General features: G+C 49.6%; 18 protein-coding genes. 16 read left to right on the top strand and 2 right to left on the bottom strand.

Features of this window, described 5'->3' with window-relative positions:
• Nucleotides 1–4: 4 nt before the first annotated feature.
• Nucleotides 5–1,798: an excinuclease ABC subunit UvrC gene (gene uvrC, locus J7L64_02225; GenBank protein MCD6451170.1), complete on the top strand. Its 1,794-nt coding sequence runs from the start codon at nucleotides 5–7 to the stop codon at nucleotides 1,796–1,798.
• A 69-nt stretch (nucleotides 1,799–1,867) separates the two neighbouring features.
• Here the strand turns inward: uvrC and J7L64_02220 are convergent, their stop codons facing one another.
• On the bottom strand, nucleotides 1,868–2,281 hold the full coding sequence (locus tag J7L64_02220; protein ID MCD6451169.1) for a hypothetical protein: 414 nt from the start codon (nucleotides 2,279–2,281) through the stop codon (nucleotides 1,868–1,870).
• 269 nt (nucleotides 2,282–2,550) lie between these two features.
• Entirely contained in the window at nucleotides 2,551–3,180 is a 630-nt protein-coding gene (locus J7L64_02215) for a hypothetical protein (GenBank protein ID MCD6451168.1), read from the bottom strand.
• Nucleotides 3,181–3,574: 394 nt separating this feature from the next.
• Here J7L64_02215 and J7L64_02210 point away from each other — a divergent pair, with 394 nt between their 5' ends.
• The 15 genes from J7L64_02210 (at nucleotide 3,575) to J7L64_02140 (ending at nucleotide 15,148) form a co-directional block, all read left to right on the top strand.
• Nucleotides 3,575–4,237 (top strand): site-2 protease family protein, encoded by a 663-nt coding sequence (locus J7L64_02210; protein ID MCD6451167.1) that lies wholly within the window; start codon nucleotides 3,575–3,577, stop codon nucleotides 4,235–4,237.
• An 11-nt stretch (nucleotides 4,238–4,248) separates the two neighbouring features.
• Nucleotides 4,249–5,241, top strand: coding sequence for a tryptophan--tRNA ligase (gene trpS / locus J7L64_02205; GenBank protein ID MCD6451166.1), 993 nt, complete (start codon nucleotides 4,249–4,251; stop codon nucleotides 5,239–5,241).
• Nucleotides 5,238–5,969: a segregation/condensation protein A gene (locus tag J7L64_02200; protein ID MCD6451165.1), complete on the top strand. Its 732-nt coding sequence runs from the start codon at nucleotides 5,238–5,240 to the stop codon at nucleotides 5,967–5,969. The genes trpS and J7L64_02200 overlap by 4 nt, the downstream gene beginning before the upstream one ends.
• Nucleotides 5,969–6,553: an SMC-Scp complex subunit ScpB gene (gene scpB / locus J7L64_02195; protein ID MCD6451164.1), complete on the top strand. Its 585-nt coding sequence runs from the start codon at nucleotides 5,969–5,971 to the stop codon at nucleotides 6,551–6,553. The genes J7L64_02200 and scpB overlap by 1 nt, the downstream gene beginning before the upstream one ends.
• Nucleotides 6,534–7,268, top strand: coding sequence for an rRNA pseudouridine synthase (locus J7L64_02190; GenBank protein ID MCD6451163.1), 735 nt, complete (start codon nucleotides 6,534–6,536; stop codon nucleotides 7,266–7,268). Before scpB ends, J7L64_02190 begins: the two co-directional genes overlap by 20 nt.
• Nucleotides 7,255–8,340, top strand: a complete 1,086-nt coding sequence (locus J7L64_02185) for a histidinol-phosphate transaminase (protein MCD6451162.1) — start codon at nucleotides 7,255–7,257, stop codon at nucleotides 8,338–8,340. The genes J7L64_02190 and J7L64_02185 overlap by 14 nt, the downstream gene beginning before the upstream one ends.
• Nucleotides 8,337–9,029, top strand: coding sequence for a (d)CMP kinase (locus J7L64_02180; protein MCD6451161.1), 693 nt, complete (start codon nucleotides 8,337–8,339; stop codon nucleotides 9,027–9,029). The genes J7L64_02185 and J7L64_02180 overlap by 4 nt, the downstream gene beginning before the upstream one ends.
• A 149-nt stretch (nucleotides 9,030–9,178) precedes the next feature.
• The gene (locus tag J7L64_02175; GenBank protein MCD6451160.1) at nucleotides 9,179–11,131 is read left to right on the top strand and encodes a 30S ribosomal protein S1; all 1,953 of its coding nucleotides are present in this window, start codon (nucleotides 9,179–9,181) and stop codon (nucleotides 11,129–11,131) included.
• A gap of 16 nt (nucleotides 11,132–11,147) precedes the next feature.
• Nucleotides 11,148–11,426 carry an integration host factor subunit beta gene (locus J7L64_02170; protein MCD6451159.1) on the top strand — a complete coding sequence of 93 codons (279 nt, stop codon included), beginning with the start codon at nucleotides 11,148–11,150 and terminating at the stop codon, nucleotides 11,424–11,426.
• Between the two features lie 73 nt (nucleotides 11,427–11,499).
• Nucleotides 11,500–12,009 (top strand): HIT domain-containing protein, encoded by a 510-nt coding sequence (locus J7L64_02165; GenBank protein MCD6451158.1) that lies wholly within the window; start codon nucleotides 11,500–11,502, stop codon nucleotides 12,007–12,009.
• Between the two features lie 36 nt (nucleotides 12,010–12,045).
• On the top strand, nucleotides 12,046–12,372 hold the full coding sequence (gene trxA / locus J7L64_02160) for a thioredoxin (GenBank protein ID MCD6451157.1): 327 nt from the start codon (nucleotides 12,046–12,048) through the stop codon (nucleotides 12,370–12,372).
• 48 nt (nucleotides 12,373–12,420) lie between these two features.
• Complete coding sequence (locus J7L64_02155) at nucleotides 12,421–12,957, top strand: DUF177 domain-containing protein (GenBank protein MCD6451156.1); 537 nt, start codon at nucleotides 12,421–12,423, stop codon at nucleotides 12,955–12,957.
• A 10-nt stretch (nucleotides 12,958–12,967) separates the two neighbouring features.
• Entirely contained in the window at nucleotides 12,968–13,150 is a 183-nt protein-coding gene (gene rpmF, locus J7L64_02150) for a 50S ribosomal protein L32 (GenBank protein ID MCD6451155.1), read from the top strand.
• A 20-nt stretch (nucleotides 13,151–13,170) separates the two neighbouring features.
• Entirely contained in the window at nucleotides 13,171–14,172 is a 1,002-nt protein-coding gene (gene plsX, locus J7L64_02145) for a phosphate acyltransferase PlsX (protein ID MCD6451154.1), read from the top strand.
• Entirely contained in the window at nucleotides 14,165–15,148 is a 984-nt protein-coding gene (locus tag J7L64_02140) for a ketoacyl-ACP synthase III (GenBank protein MCD6451153.1), read from the top strand. The genes plsX and J7L64_02140 overlap by 8 nt, the downstream gene beginning before the upstream one ends.
• The last annotated feature ends 4 nt before the right edge of the window (nucleotides 15,149–15,152 follow it).

Here is a 15,152-nt window from a genome sequence, read left to right as displayed (position 1 = left end):
ACCGATGCCCTCCCGGCTAAAGGCAAAGTTGGCGAGCCTTCCTAAAGAGCCAGGCGTTTATCTCTTCAAAAACGAGAGAGGGGAGATCATCTATATCGGGAAGGCGAAATCCTTGAAAAATCGGGTCCCTTCCTATTTCCATCAACCGGCGGACCCGAAGCAGGCATCCCTTGCCTCTGAGATCGCCGATATTGATTTCATCGTCACCGGAAGCGAGGTCGAAGCGCTTATCCTGGAGAATAACCTGATCAAGAAGGAGAAGCCCCGATATAATGTACTCCTTAGAGACGATAAGAATTACCCCTACTTGAAGCTTACGGTGAACGAGGATTATCCCCGGGTGATGCTCGTCCGCCGGGTGAGAAACGATGGAGCGCTTTATTTCGGTCCCTATGTTCCCGGTGGATTGGCGAGGAAAACGCTCAAATTAATTTCCCGCTACTTTATGATAAGGCAGTGTAATCGGGAGATCGGGAAGAAGAGGTATCAACCCTGCCTCAATTACCAGATAAAAAGATGTCTCGCCCCTTGTGCTGGTCTGGTTAGCCGTGAGGAGTACGCCGAGGCGGTGGAGGATGTCAAGCTCCTCCTTCGAGGGAAGAATAGGGAACTCATTGATAAACTGAAGGAAAAGATGGAGAGGGCATCAGCCAACCTCGAGTTCGAAAAGGCGGCGCGGTTTCGGGATGCGATAGCGCTCATCGAGCGGATCTCGGAACGCCAGCGGATGGCAATGACCTCATTCGACGAGGAGGATTACTTCGGCTACTATGAGCAGGAGGGGATGCTTTCGCTTGAGGTTTTCCATGTACGGCGAGGTTTGGTTGTTGGGCGGAGGGAGTTTTTCTTCGAGGAGCTCCCGATGGCCGATTATGCTCGTTTCCTCTCCTCGGTGATCGAGCAGTATTACCTGGAGCAGCACTTCATACCGAGGAGGATCTATGTCCCCTTAGAGCCGGAGGGAAAGGAGCTCCTTGAGGAGTGGCTCTCGGAAAGAAGGGAAGGGAAGGTGGTGATAACCGTCCCTCAAAGGGGGAAGAAGCGGGGGATAATGGAGCTCGCTATCGAAAATGCCCGGATAGCCCTCGCCAACCGCATAGGAGGGGAAGAAGGGGAGCTCGCCCATTTGAAGCGTGATCTCTCCCTGCCCAAGCTTCCGAGGAGAATAGAGGCGTTCGATATCTCCACCGTCTTTGGAGCGGACACAGTTGCTTCCCTCGTTGTTTTCATCGGAGGAAAGCCGGCGAAGGAGGAATATCGTCATTTCAAGATAGAACCGTCAGGCAAGCCTGATGATTATAAGGCGATGGCGGAGGTGGTTTTAAGGAGGTATCGTCGGGTGCTTGAAGAGGGAGGAGAGCTTCCCGATCTCATCCTTATCGATGGTGGGAGGGGCCAGGTGAACGCTGCTTGCTCCTCCTTAACCACCCTCGATATCGATTTCATTCCGGTAATTGGACTCGCCAAAGAGGAGGAGTTGATCTATAAACTCGAGGAGAAGGAACCGATCAGGCTTATGGATAATTCCCCTTCGCTTAAACTCCTTCAGCGGATAAGGGACGAAGCCCACCGTTTTGCCATCACCTTCCATCGGAGAAAGAGACGGGAGCGGACGATAACGAGCGAGCTTATGAAGATCCCCGGTGTAGGTAAGAAAAGGATGGAGGACCTCCTTACTTATTTCGGCAGCGTGGATAGGGTGCGTGAGGCATCGCTCGAGGAGCTTGCCCCTATTGTAGGGAGGAGACAGGCAGAGAAGATCATCGCCTATTTCGCTTCCTTAGATAACTTTTTGTAATTTATAAGGTGAAATTTCCCTTCTCTCAAATACCGCTACCGTCTGGAGAGATAGTATATCTTCGGTTTCCTAAAACCGATAGCTTAAACCGAGAAGAATCCGGTGTAGAAGCGGTTTTCCACCTCTGAAAAGGTAATAATAGAAATCCCCCATTCGCCATTCCGCTTTGAGGGAATATCGATCGTTAAACTTACGCTTATATCCCAAACCCACATCTAAACGGGAGTATTCAGAGAACGAAAGGGAATAACTCTCCGTAAGGGATGATTTATTGTCGAGCATTTTATGGTGGTCACGCAGTCGATAGTAACTGCTGCCGAGGTAGAGAAGTAACTCATCGCTCTTATTTGGATGGGTAAAATAGATATAAACTCCAAAATCCAAAATTAACACAAATCCTCCGGAGGAGATCTGGGTAAAGTTGTCACCAACTTTGTTGTGAAACTCGTACCAGGCTAAGTTTTCCAGATCGGGACGTATCATAGGTGCATATCCCATCGATACTGCTAAAGCAAAACGATTTGAGACTCTTCTCTCGTACTCGATGTTGAAAGAAAGACGACTATAGAAGTCTCTATTCATATAGGTACCCAAGTAACAGGTTATTCTGTTCTCTTTTTTCACATCACCACCAAATGCCGACACTGAGAAGAAAAGAAAAAAGAGGATAAAAGTCAGGAGAGAAAGTTTTAACCCCTTTTTTCTGTATGGATCGGGCGTAATTCCCATCTAAACGCCTCCTTGAGGTTATCTCAAAAACAAAAGCCCCAGCCGGCAATAAATTGATAGGTGGTAAAATCACCACCGGGATCCAGTAGCCGTACTGTAACTCTTAAAACCTCATTCTTCCTGACATAGTACCTGAGTCCACCACCCACAAGGAAGAGAGGAAACCTGCTACTCCGATATCTTTCCTGGGCTATAGAGAATTCGCCGGGAGCAGGGTAACTCCAGGTGTTAACTGTGAGGTCAGCATGATCCCAGCACCAGCCAACGCCAGCGGTAACAAAGGGCTTCAATCGAGGAGAGGTAGCGAAATGATACTCGGCACTGAGAAAGGAAAATAAGCGGTAGTGGTTTCTTACACTTACTCTAATTTCTTGCTCTCCTTCTCCCACCGTTATCCCAAACTGGCGAAAGTCGAGATCTGGAAGATGATAGGCTGCGCCAAAATCGAGTGAAAGGGTGAGATTACTCCTAAGGTAATAAGAAAAGCTCACCCCGGGTGAGAAGCCGAAACAGGAAGTGGCATACGAGACACCACCACAGAATAGAACCTCAAACCGCTTCTCCTCCTCCGCATAGGCGGAAAAAGAACTAACCAGAAGAGAAGAGAGGAAGATAAGGGTAACCATCCTTTTCTGTGATTTGGAGCCCATCATTTATCCTCCAGCACAATCCTTAACCCCTCGACCTTCTCTCCAGGGCTGAGAGAAAGGAGCGTAGATTTGAATGGCTTATAGTTATTATGGGTTACTCTAAGTATAAACCACCTTCCCGATTGGATGTTACCTATATAGAGAAATCCAATTGATGAAGGAATATGTTGAATATTTAGACGAAAAGGCAACTTCGTCCTGTTATCAGAAGATCTAAATAATTTCATAATTCTACTCCTTAATTTTTATCTTTTGGTCAGATTATAACATATTTGAACCAAGTATGAATATCTCGTGGTCATCTTCCTGATTGAAGTTATTTATTAAGATTATCTTGAGATATCATTGTGTACAGCGATGGCTGTTGAAGTTGACTCGCCCATCCTGCTGTGTTAGGATGAAAAGACTATTTTTCACCTTGAGGAAGGAGGCTAAGGTGGCTGATTTTGTTCTTCAGTATGTTGTTCTTTTGTTTTCCTTGACCGTCCATGAAAGCGCTCATGCCTATTTCGCCGATAGGTTGGGTGATCCGACCGCCCGCCGGTTGGGACGGATCTCACTTAATCCTCTCGTCCATATCGATATCATCGGCACAGTTATTCTTCCCATCTTGGCTGCGATCTCCGGTTGGGCACTTATTGGATGGGCGAAGCCGGTTCCGGTTAATCCTTACAATCTGAGGAATCCCAGGCGGGACAATATGATAATCTCCGGATTCGGTCCATTAAGCAACATTGCCTTAGCGGTCATCTTCGCCTTAGTTTTCCGGGTGCTCATATTGATTCTGCCGGCAGGTGGTGTCTTCGTTCCCCTTTTTAGACTGCTCCAGTTCGGGGTGCTGATAAACCTGATCCTCGCTTTTTTCAATTTGATCCCTATTCCCCCTCTTGATGGAGGCGGGGTGCTCGCCGGTCTTCTTCCCGAGCATACTGCCGAGGCTTTTGAGCGGATGGGCATCTATGGTATCGTTATCATCTATATCCTTCTTTTTATCGGTTTCTTTTCCCGGGTGATCTTCCCTATCAGCTTTGGTTTTTATCATCTTCTCATCGGCTTTTAAAGGAGGGATAAATGAAGAGGAAGCGGGTTTTAAGTGGGATGCGACCTACAGGAAAGCTCCACCTTGGTCATCTGATCGGTGCTTTGAACAACTGGGTCAAGCTCCAGGATGAATATGACTGCTTCTACACAATCGTCCCCTGGCACGCTCTCACCACCGAATATGCCGATCCTTCTAAGATACGGGAGTATACCCTTGAGGTAGCCCGCGATTGGCTTGCTGTGGGGCTCGATCCGGAGCGGAGCGTGATCTTCGTCCAGTCCGATGTACCACAACATGCGGAGCTCCATCTCCTTCTTTCGATGATCGTACCTATCCCCTGGCTTGAGCGCGTTCCCTCTTACAAGGAACAGCAGCGGGAGCTTCCGGATAAGGACCTTTCCACCTACGGTTTTTTGGGCTATCCCCTCCTTCAGACTGCTGACATAATAATCTATAAGGCGGAGTGTGTGCCGGTAGGGGAGGATCAGGTTCCCCATATCGAGCTTGCCCGGGAGATCGTTCGCCGATTCAACCATCTCTATCGCCCGGTCTTTCCCGAACCGCAGGCGCTTCTCACCAAGTTTCCCCGTCTTCTTGGCCTCGACGGGAGGAAGATGAGTAAGAGTTATGGTAATGTGATAAACCTTGCCGATCCTCCTCAGGAGATAGAGGAAAAGGTTAAGACGATGTTCACCGACCCGAATAGAGTGAGGAGAAGCGATCCCGGGCGCCCTGAGGTGTGCAACCTCTTCCCCTATCATCGGCTATTTACCGACCCGAAAAAGACGGCGGAGATAGAAAACGCCTGCAGGAAAGCGGAGATAGGATGCACCGATTGCAAAAGGGTTCTCTCCTCATCGCTCGTCGAGTTCCTCGCCCCGATAAGGGAGAAAAGGAGGGAGTACGAGGAAAAGCCGGATCTGGTGCGGGATATCCTTGCCGAAGGAGCTAAGAAGGCGAGGGCGGTAGCCGAGGAAACGATGAGTGAAGTGAGAGAAGCGATGGGACTGGCAGGGATATGACATCATCCGAGGTCCCCTACAAGGTAAGAATACCGGTATTTGAGGGACCGCTTGATCTCCTCCTCCACCTGGTCAGGAAGAGGGAGATAGAAGTCTGGGAGATACCGATAGCGGAGATAACGAAGGAGTATCTCGAGTACCTTGATCTGATGCGGGAGTTGAACCTTGAGGTTGCAAGTGAATTTCTTCTGATGGCAGCAACCCTTGTTTACATCAAATCCAAGATGCTCCTTCCGGCAACGAGCGAAGAGAAGGAAGAGATAGAGGAACTGAAGGAGGAGCTTGTCTCTCAGCTCATCGAGCATCAGCGTTTCCGCGAGGCGGCTTCTTTCCTCAAGGAGAGGGAGGAGTTCTGGTCCAAGTGCTGGCAGAGGGAGACCGAAGCTACCCCTGAGAGTGAAGTCCTTTTAGAGGCAGATCTATTCGATCTCCTTTCCGCCTTCAAGAGACTCCTTGCTCCGAAGGAAGAAGTGGAAGCCGAGGTGATCGAGCGTGATGAGCTGACGGTGGAGGAAAGGCTGAAGGAGATCCTCAGTCTTCTTTCTGAGCTTGCTCCTCTCACTTTCAGTGAGCTATTCAAGAGTGAGGGAAGAAAGGCGATGTTCGTCACCTTCCTTGCCATACTCGAGGCGATAAGGCTCAAGTTGATAGTGGCATATCAGAAAGAGCCATTTGGGGAGATATTCATCTACCCGAGCTCGGTCAAGCCGGAGGAATTGAGCTGGTGATGGAAAAAGGAGAGCTTAAGGGGATAATTGAAGCGCTTATCTTTGTATCCCCAAAGCCCGTTTCCCTTAAGGAGATATCCGAGGTCCTTCCCGATGAGGGGATAAAAGAGATAAGGAGTGCTATCGAGGAGCTTTCCGCCGAGTATAAGGAAAGGGGTGGAGGTCTTCTCCTCGTCGAGGTAGCCGGGGGATATCAGTTGATCACCCGTCCTGAGTACGATCCTTATATAAGGAAGCTCCTCACCGAGAGGAGGGAGGTTAGGCTTTCCCAGGCAGCACTTGAAACGCTCGCGGTGATCGCCTATCGTCAGCCGATATCCACCCCCGAGATATCGGCTATCCGGGGAGTCGATGTGAGCGGCCCTCTGAAAAGCCTATTGGCGAAGAAGCTCATCAGGATAATTGGAAGGAAGGATGCACCGGGAAGGCCCTTTTTATATGGCACTACCAAGGAGTTTCTCCTCCGCTTTGGGCTCCGCGATCTCTCCGAGCTCCCCCGGTTAGAGGAGTTTGAGGAGTTTTTACCTGAGGATGAGAGGGAAAGTGAGGCTACATCTTCTCCCGATGAAGGAAAGACTGAATAAGCTGATAGCGGAGGCGGGCATATGTTCCCGGAGAAAGGCTGATGAGCTGATCCGGGAAGGGAGGGTGTCGGTGAACGGTGAGGTGGTGACCAAGCTCGGCATCAAAGCGGATAAGCTGAAGGACATAATAGAGGTTGACGGCGTAAGGCTGTCCTTCAGCGAGAGGAAGCGATACTTCCTTTTTTACAAACCCCGAAATTGTCTTTCTACGGTTTACGATCCTTTGGGGCGTCCTACGGTGCTCGATTTCATCCCTGAGGTGAAAGAGCGGATCTATCCTGCAGGGAGACTTGACTGGGATGCTGAGGGACTTCTCATCCTCACCAACGATGGCGAGTTTGCCGAGCGAATAATCCATCCTCGTTATCGTTCCCCCAAGGTGTATTTGGTGAAGGTAAAGGGGGTTCCTCAGTCGAAGGAGATAGAAAAGCTACGGCGGGGGATAGTGATCGATGGATATAAGACAGTGCCCGCCAAGATCACCCTACTTAGGAAGGAGAGGAACTCCTGGTTTCGGGTGATCCTTTTTGAAGGGAGGAAGAATCAGATAAAGGAGATGTTTTTTCGGATAGGTCATCCGGTAATAAGGTTAAAGCGGGTGGCTATCTCTTTCTTTAATATAAAAGGACTAAAGCCCGGCGATTTTCGAGAACTTACCCCCGCTGAAGTGGAACGATTCGTAAAACAAAGCGAGGTGAAAAATGCTGGTACCTGATTACATCAAAGGAGTTAAACCCTATGTACCCGGAAAACCGTTGGAGGAGGTTAAGAGGGAACTCGGTCTTTCCTCGGTGGTGAAGCTCGCCTCGAATGAGAACCCCCTTGGTCCCTCACCCAGGGCGGTAGAGGCGATTCAGAAAGAAGCTTCTGAAATAGCTCGCTATCCCGACACCACCGCTTATTATCTCAGAAAGAAACTTTCTCATAGGCTTAATATCCCTGCCGAGCAGATAATCGTTGCCCGAGGTTCCTCTGAGATCATCGATTTTGCCGTTCGTGCTTTTGTCGCTCCTAAGGAGAAGGTGGTGATATCGGAGGGGACATTCATTATGTATCCCATTTCCGCTAAGCTGGTTGATGCCGATATCACCTTCGTTCCTCTCCGGAACTACCGCTACGATCTGGTAAGGATGGCTGAGGTGATCGATGATAAGACAAAGCTCGTCTTTATCGCCAATCCTAATAACCCTACGGGAACGATGATAACGGCGGATGAACTCGATAGATTTTTATCTCAGGTGCCGGAAGAAGTGGTGGTGGTTCTCGATGAGGCATATTATGAGTACATCGATGATCCCGCTTATCCCGATTCCTTGGCTTATGTAAGGGAGGGAAGGAGGGTTATTATCCTTCGGACCTTCTCCAAGATCTACGGTTTGGCTGGTCTTAGGATAGGCTACGGCATCACCACTCCGGAGCTTATGGAGTGGTTATTGCGGGTAATGCCCCCGTTCAACACCGGTACCCTTGCCCAGAAGGCGGCGATGGCAGCACTCGATGATGAGGATTATGTGCGTAAGACGGTGGAGGCGAACGACGAGGGAAAGAGATATCTCGGAGAGGAGTTCAGGAAGCTGGGGATATCGTTTGTCCCCTCACATACCAACTTTATGCTTTTCTTCACCCCGGTCGATGGTGATGAGTTGACACAGAGGCTCCTTAGGGAAGGAGTGATCGTAAGGGGAATGAAGGGCTGGGGCTTTGAGAATGGGGTGCGGGTGAGCATTGGTGAGATGAAGGAATTAGAAAGGTTCGTTGCCTCCTTGCGGAAGGTTCTTGGGAGATGAGGAAGAGGAGTAGAGGGATAGTAATAGCCATTGATGGTCCTGCTGGTGCTGGGAAGAGCACGGTGGGGAAGGCTCTTGCTGCCAAGCTCGGCTATTTTTATCTCGATACCGGTGCTATGTATCGGGCGATAGCGCTCAAGGTGGTTGAAACGGGGATCGATCCCTCCTCCGAGGAGGAGGTTGTTTCGCTGGCGGAAAGTTCTCAGGTGGAGTTTCGAAAATCATCCTCTTCTTATCGGGTTCTCCTCGATGGGCGTGATGTGACTGAGGAGATAAGGAAGCCCGGGATCGGGGAGGTAGCCTCGGTCATCTCGGTCTATCCTGGGGTGAGACGGCGGTTAGTTGCCCTCCAGCGTGAGGTAGGTAAGGAGGGAGGGGTGGTGGTAGAGGGAAGGGATATAGGGACCAAGGTCTTTCCCGATGCCGAGGTCAAGTTTTTCCTCGATGCCACCCTCGAAGAGAGGGCGAGGAGGAGGTTCAAGGAGCTCAAGGAGAAGGGGATATCCCTCAGTTTTTCCGAGGTGCTTGAGGAGACGAGAAAGAGGGACAGACGGGATAGTACCCGCCCCGATTCTCCACTTTGTAGGGCGGATGATGCCATCTACCTTGATTCCACTTCTCTCAGTTTGGAGGAGGTAATAGAATTTATGCTTAAGAAGGTAAAGGAGCTTACTTTACCCTTGACATAAAGATATAACCTACCATATAATTTAAACTTACAAATACGACCTACTCTTTGTGCTCGCGGAGAGGGGAATTCACCAATTTTTTCTGCACCAAAGCGGGACTGAAGAGAGGAAGAGAGGTCGTAAATTGGGAAAAGGAGGTATCGAGGCTAATGAATTATGATGAGTTAAACGAGAAAGAGAAAACAAGAGGAGGTGAGCTCGAGGGAAACAATGCTTTCTCCTTAGAAAAAGAGAAGGATGGCTCATTTGATATTCCTGAATCCCCAGAGGAGATTGATCGGGAAAAGTTGGCGGAGCTTTACGAGCAAAGCTTTAAAGGGCTTGAGGTGGGGGATGTAGTTGAGGGGACGGTGGTGAAGATATCTGAGGCGGAGGTGTTGGTTGATATCGGGTACAAGTCGGAAGGGATAGTAGATATCGCTGAGTTCAAGGATGCCAAAGGGGAGCTCAAGGTAAAGGTAGGGGACAAGGTGAAGGTTATGGTGGAGATACCTGAGGATCAGGAAGGGCGGGTGCTTCTCTCCTATGAGAAGGCGGAGCGGATGAAGATCTGGGATGATATTGAGAATGCTTACAGAAACAACGAGACGATCACCGGTAAGGTCATTGACCGGGTGAAAGGAGGACTTTCGGTCGATATTGGGGTGAAGGCGTTCCTCCCTGGCTCGCAGATAGATGTTCGTCCAGTTCGTGATCTCGATAGCTTCAAGGGAAAAGAGATAAAGGTCAAGGTGATAAAGCTCAACAAGAGGCGAGGTAATATCGTGGTCTCGCGGAAGATGGTGGTAGAGGAGGAGAGTGTTGAGAGAAGAAAAAAGACCTTGGCTAGTCTTGAAGAAGGGAAGATAGTAAAGGGAGTGGTGAAGAATATCACCGAGTACGGCGCCTTTATCGACCTCGGAGGGATAGATGGTCTCCTTCATATCACCGATATGTCCTGGGGGAGGATAAGTCATCCCTCGGAGTTGTTTGCTGTGGGGGATGAAGTCGAGGTGGTCGTTCTAAAGTTCGACCGGGAGAAGGAGCGTGTCTCCTTGGGTTATAAGCAGAAGACGCCCGACCCTTGGGAGAAGGTAGCGGATAAATACCCTGTAGGAAGCAGGGTTCGGGGTAGAGTAGTTAGCCTCACTGATTACGGTGCCTTCGTGGAAATAGAGGAGGGTGTAGAGGGATTGATCCATATCTCCGAGATGTCGTGGAATAAGAGGATCAAACAGCCCTCCCGAATACTGACTGTAGGTGATACGGTGGAGGCGGTTGTTCTCAGTATAGACCCGGAGCAGAGGAGGATATCCCTGGGGCTTAAGCAGACCGAGCCCAACCCTTGGCAACTTATTGCTGAGAGGTACAATGTCGGTGATGTGATAAGGGGACGAGTGCGAAACATAACCGATTTTGGCGCTTTCATCGAGGTGGAGGAGGGGATTGACGGCCTTGTTCATATCTCTGATATGTCTTGGACAAAGAAGATAAAACATCCCTCTGAGGTTCTGAAGAAGGGGGAGGAGGTAGAGGCGGTCATCCTCCATATCGACCCTGAGAATCAAAGGCTTTCTTTAGGGCTTAAACAGCTCAGCCCCAATATTTGGGAGAAGTTCTTTAGCGAACATAAGATCGGCGATGTGGTGACTGGGAAGATCGTCCGGCTCACCAATTTCGGCGCCTTTGTGGAGCTTGAGGAGGGGATAGAAGGTTTGGTTCATGTCTCTGAGCTCAGTCGGAAGAAGGTGAAGGATCCGGAGAAGGAGTTCTCAATCGGGCAGATGCTCACGATGAAGATCACCAAGATGGATTTTGCTCAGCGAAAGATCGGGCTCAGCGTAGCTGCCTATGAGGCTGAAGAGGAGAAAAAGAAGCGGAAGGCTGAGGAGGAGAAGAGGAAGAAGGAGAAGAAAGAGAAAAAAGAGAAGAAAGAGGAGAGAAAGGAGAAGAAGGAGCGGAAAAAGGTAGAGGAGAGGGCAGGGACGATAAATCTCGGCGAGGTTGCTAAAATAGAGAATGTTGAGCTTTTGGGTTCTCATATAGCGAAGAAGTTCGCCGCAAAGAAAAAGGAGAAGGAGAAACCCTCCTCCGAGAAAGGGAAAAAGGAAGAAGATTATTAAATTAAGGAGTTTTGCTATGACCAAGGCAGAGTTAATAGAAGAGGTGGCAAAGGCTGCCAATCTAACGAAAAAGCACTCTGAGATCGTGGTAGATACCGTGTTTCAGAGTATTATCGAGGCTCTTCATCGAGGGGAGAAGGTGGAACTTAGGGGATTCGGTAGTTTCCGACTGCGTCAGCGGAGGGCTCGTGAGGCGCGGAACCCCAAGACTGGGGAGAAGGTGAGTGTTCCGGCGAAGAAGGTTCCCTATTTCAAAGCAGGCAAGGGCTTAAAGGAACTCATTAACTCTGGGTGAAGCCCTCAAAGGGTTTACGGCAGGCAGGGTTTTGATAAGAGGAGGTGCCCTGCCTTTTTATTAGGGCAAAGTGATGGAAATTCTCTGGACGCCGTGGCGTTACCCTTATATAAAAAAGGCGGGTAAAGAAAAAGGAGGTTGTATCTTCTGCGAGGCGCTTTCTTTGGCGGATGATAGGAAAGCCCTTATCCTTGCTCGCGGAAGATATAACTTTCTGATATTGAACCTTTACCCTTACAACAGTGGTCATATAATGGTGGCGCCAATGGAGCATATCGCCTCCTTTTACCAATATGGAAAGGAGGAGAGTGAGGAATTTATTGAGCTTGTCAAGTTGAGCGTGAAGGTTCTGGAGGAGGTTTATCATCCAGAGGGATTCAACATAGGGATGAACTTGGGGAGACCGGCAGGTGCTGGGGTGGTGGATCATTTTCATCTTCACATTGTGCCTCGGTGGAACGGAGACACCAATTTTATGTCAATTGTAGGTGGAGTAAGGTTGATACCAGAGGATATAACTGCTACCTATGAGAAGCTTCATCCACGTTTCAAAAATGAGGTGGATAGACTCCTCTCAAGATAGGTTTGTTTGGTAAAATGAGAGAAAGGAGTGAGGCAGATGTCAGAGATATTCACTTTTAACAGTGAGAATTTCGAGCGGGAGGTCATAAAATCCGATATCCCGGTGCTCGTTGACTTCTGGGCGGAGTGGTGTGTTCCCTGCAAGATGATAACTCCGATAGTGGAGAAGTTAGCCGAGGAGTATAAGGGGAGACTCAAGGTAGGGAAGGTAAATGTAGATGAGGAGGGAGCGATAGCTGCCCGGTATCGTATTCGTTCCATCCCCACCCTCCTTCTATTTGACCGGGGGGAGGTGAGGGAGCAGATTATTGGAGTTCAATCGAAGGAGGCGATTGACAAGAGGATATCCCCTTATGTAAGCTGATGGCTGACCAACCCTCGAAGGGTTTTTCCCTTCGAGGAAGGAGATGAGATGCTAATTGAGGTAAGCAAGGTTCCCAAGAAGGGGCTTTTTGTTAAGCATTCATTTTCGCCATCCGAGTTAGGACTGGTACGGAATGGGGAATTTTCCCTTAAGAAACCAGCCCCGGCTAAGCTCGAGATAGTGGTGAAAGGGAGAAGATGTGAGATAAAGGGAGAGGTCTCCTTTGAGCTTGAGCTTATCTGTTCCCGATGTCTCGAGGAATTTCCCTTCCTTTCCTCCTCATCGTTTGAGCTTGTTTATCTACCGCGGGATGAGATGCCAACAGAGCCGGATTTAGAGCTTACCCCCAACGATCTCAAGGTTTCCTTCTATCAGGATGATGAAATCGATCTTTCTGAGGTGGTGCGGGAGCAGATCATCTTGGCTATTCCGATGAAGCCTATCTGTTCTCCCAATTGTAAGGGGCTTTGCCCGATGTGTGGTGCCAATTTAAATCAGGCGCCCTGTAATTGTCAACGAGAGGCGATTGACCCGAGACTTGCTCCTTTAAAAGATCTCAAGGCGAGATTGAAGATAAAAGGATAGGAGGTGGAAGATGGCGAACCCAAAACGAAGGCATTCGAAGGCGAGGAGGGATAAGAGGCGTGCCCATGATGCACTTAAGGTTCCCTCCTTCTCCAGATGTCCTCAGTGCGGGCATGAGAAGTTACCCCACCGGGTGTGCCCCTATTGTGGGTATTACAAAGGCGAAGAGGTTATGGAAGGCGAGGAGGTTTAGGTAAGCGGGAGAAGCGAGAGATGAAGATAGCGGTAGATGTAATGGGGGGAGATTACGCCCCTGATAGTCCGATCGAGGGAGCGATCGAGGCGGTCTCTGAGTATGGGGTAGAGGTGATTTTGGTGGGGAAGGAGGAGGTTATCAAGGAGAAGTTGGGGAGTAGGCTTCACGATCTTTCCGGGGTAGAGATAGTCAATGCTCTTGAACAGGTGGAGATGGCTGATCCACCTACTATTGCTTTCCGCAAGAAGAAAAATTCGTCTATTAGGATTGCCACCGATTTGGTAAAGGAAGGAAGAGCTCAAGGGTTGGTGAGTGCGGGGAATACTGGGGCGGTGATGGCGACCGCCAAGTTTGTCCTTGGTACCTTAGAGGGGGTTGATCGTCCTGCTTTGGCGATGGCTATTCCCACCCCTGAGGGTAGTGCGGTTCTCCTCGATGTGGGTGCCAATGTAGATTGTAAGCCGGAGCATCTCGTTCAATTTGCCATAATGGGTTCTACCTTCGCTTCGGAGGTTTTGGGGAAGGAGAACCCGAAGGTGGGCCTCCTCAATATTGGGGAGGAGGAGACCAAGGGAAATGAGTTGACTCGGAAGACCTACCAAAGTCTCCTTCGGGCGCCCATTAATTTTTATGGCAATGTAGAGGGGCGGGATGTCTTCGCTGGCAGAGTGGAGGTGATCGTCTGCGATGGGTTTACCGGTAATGTCATTCTGAAGGTGAGTGAGAGCATAGCGGAGACGATGGCTTCCATTCTTAAGGAGGAGCTTTCTCGGGACTTTTTTGCCCGGATTGGTTATATCTTTCTTAAGAAGGCGTTCGCCCATTTTAAGAAGAAGGCAGATTATGCCGAGTATGGGGGAGCCCCCTTGCTTGGGATAAAGGAGGTTTGTGTGATCTGCCATGGCAGATCCTCCCCCAAGGCGATAAAGAACGCCATAAGGATCGTGAAGAATTATTACGAAAACAGGGTTAACGAAAGGATCCGTAAGCGATTAGTGGAGTTCAACAAAAATGGATAGTAAAGCAGGCATATTGGGCATTGGATCATCGCTACCCAAAAAGGTGGTTACCAATTTTGACCTGGAGAAGATAGTTGATACCTCGGACGAGTGGATAAGGACGAGGACGGGGATAAGGGAGAGGAGGATAGCTGAGGAGGGGGAATATCTTTCCACCTTTATGACCGAGGCGGCGAGGAAGGCGCTTCTTCGTGCCGAACTTGAACCGAAGGATATCGATATAATAATCTGTGCTACGGTTACCCCGGATCATCCCCTTCCTGCTACCGCCTGTTTTGTTCAGGCGAACCTGGGGGCAAAGAAAGCGGCTGCTTTTGATATTTCTGCTGCCTGTTCCGGTTTTATTTATGGCCTCTCGATAGGGGAGAAATTTATCCATTCTGGAGAGGCGGAGAGGGTACTTGTAATCGGGGGGGAGGTGCTCAGTCGGGTTATTGATTGGACTGACAGGAGTACCTGTGTTATCTTCGCCGATGGTGCTGGAGCAGCTGTTTTAGGAAGGGTTCCGGAGCCTCGAGGGATCCTCGCTACCAAACTGAGGAGTGACGGGGAATTCGCCGACTTTCTTCTCATACCGGCAGGGGGTACCAAGATGCCCGCTTCCCACGAGACGATAGAGAAGAGGCTCCATTTCGTCAAAATGAGAGGTAATGAGCTGTTCAAAGTGGCGGTTCGGGCGATGGCGGATATAGCTCTCGAGGTCCTTGAGGAGGCAGGGGTTAAGAGGGAGGAGGTGAGTGTATTGATACCTCATCAGGCAAATCAACGGATAACCGATGCGGTTGCCTCTCGACTCAAGATTCCAAGGGAAAAGGTCTATTCCAATATAGCCTGGACGGGTAATACCTCCTCCGGTTCCATACCTATTGCCCTCAACGAGTTGGTTGAGCAGGGAAGATTGAAGGAAGGCGATCTCGTTCTCCTTACTGCATTCGGCGGGGGAGTTACTTGGGCAGCAAGTTTGATCAGATGGTAAGGAG

This window comes from Acidobacteriota bacterium (assembly GCA_021161905.1).
GTDB lineage: Bacteria > Acidobacteriota > B3-B38 > Guanabaribacteriales > JAGGZT01 > JAGGZT01.
Note: the sequence above shows the minus strand (reverse complement) of the source record. Positions and strands in the feature narration are given on the sequence as shown.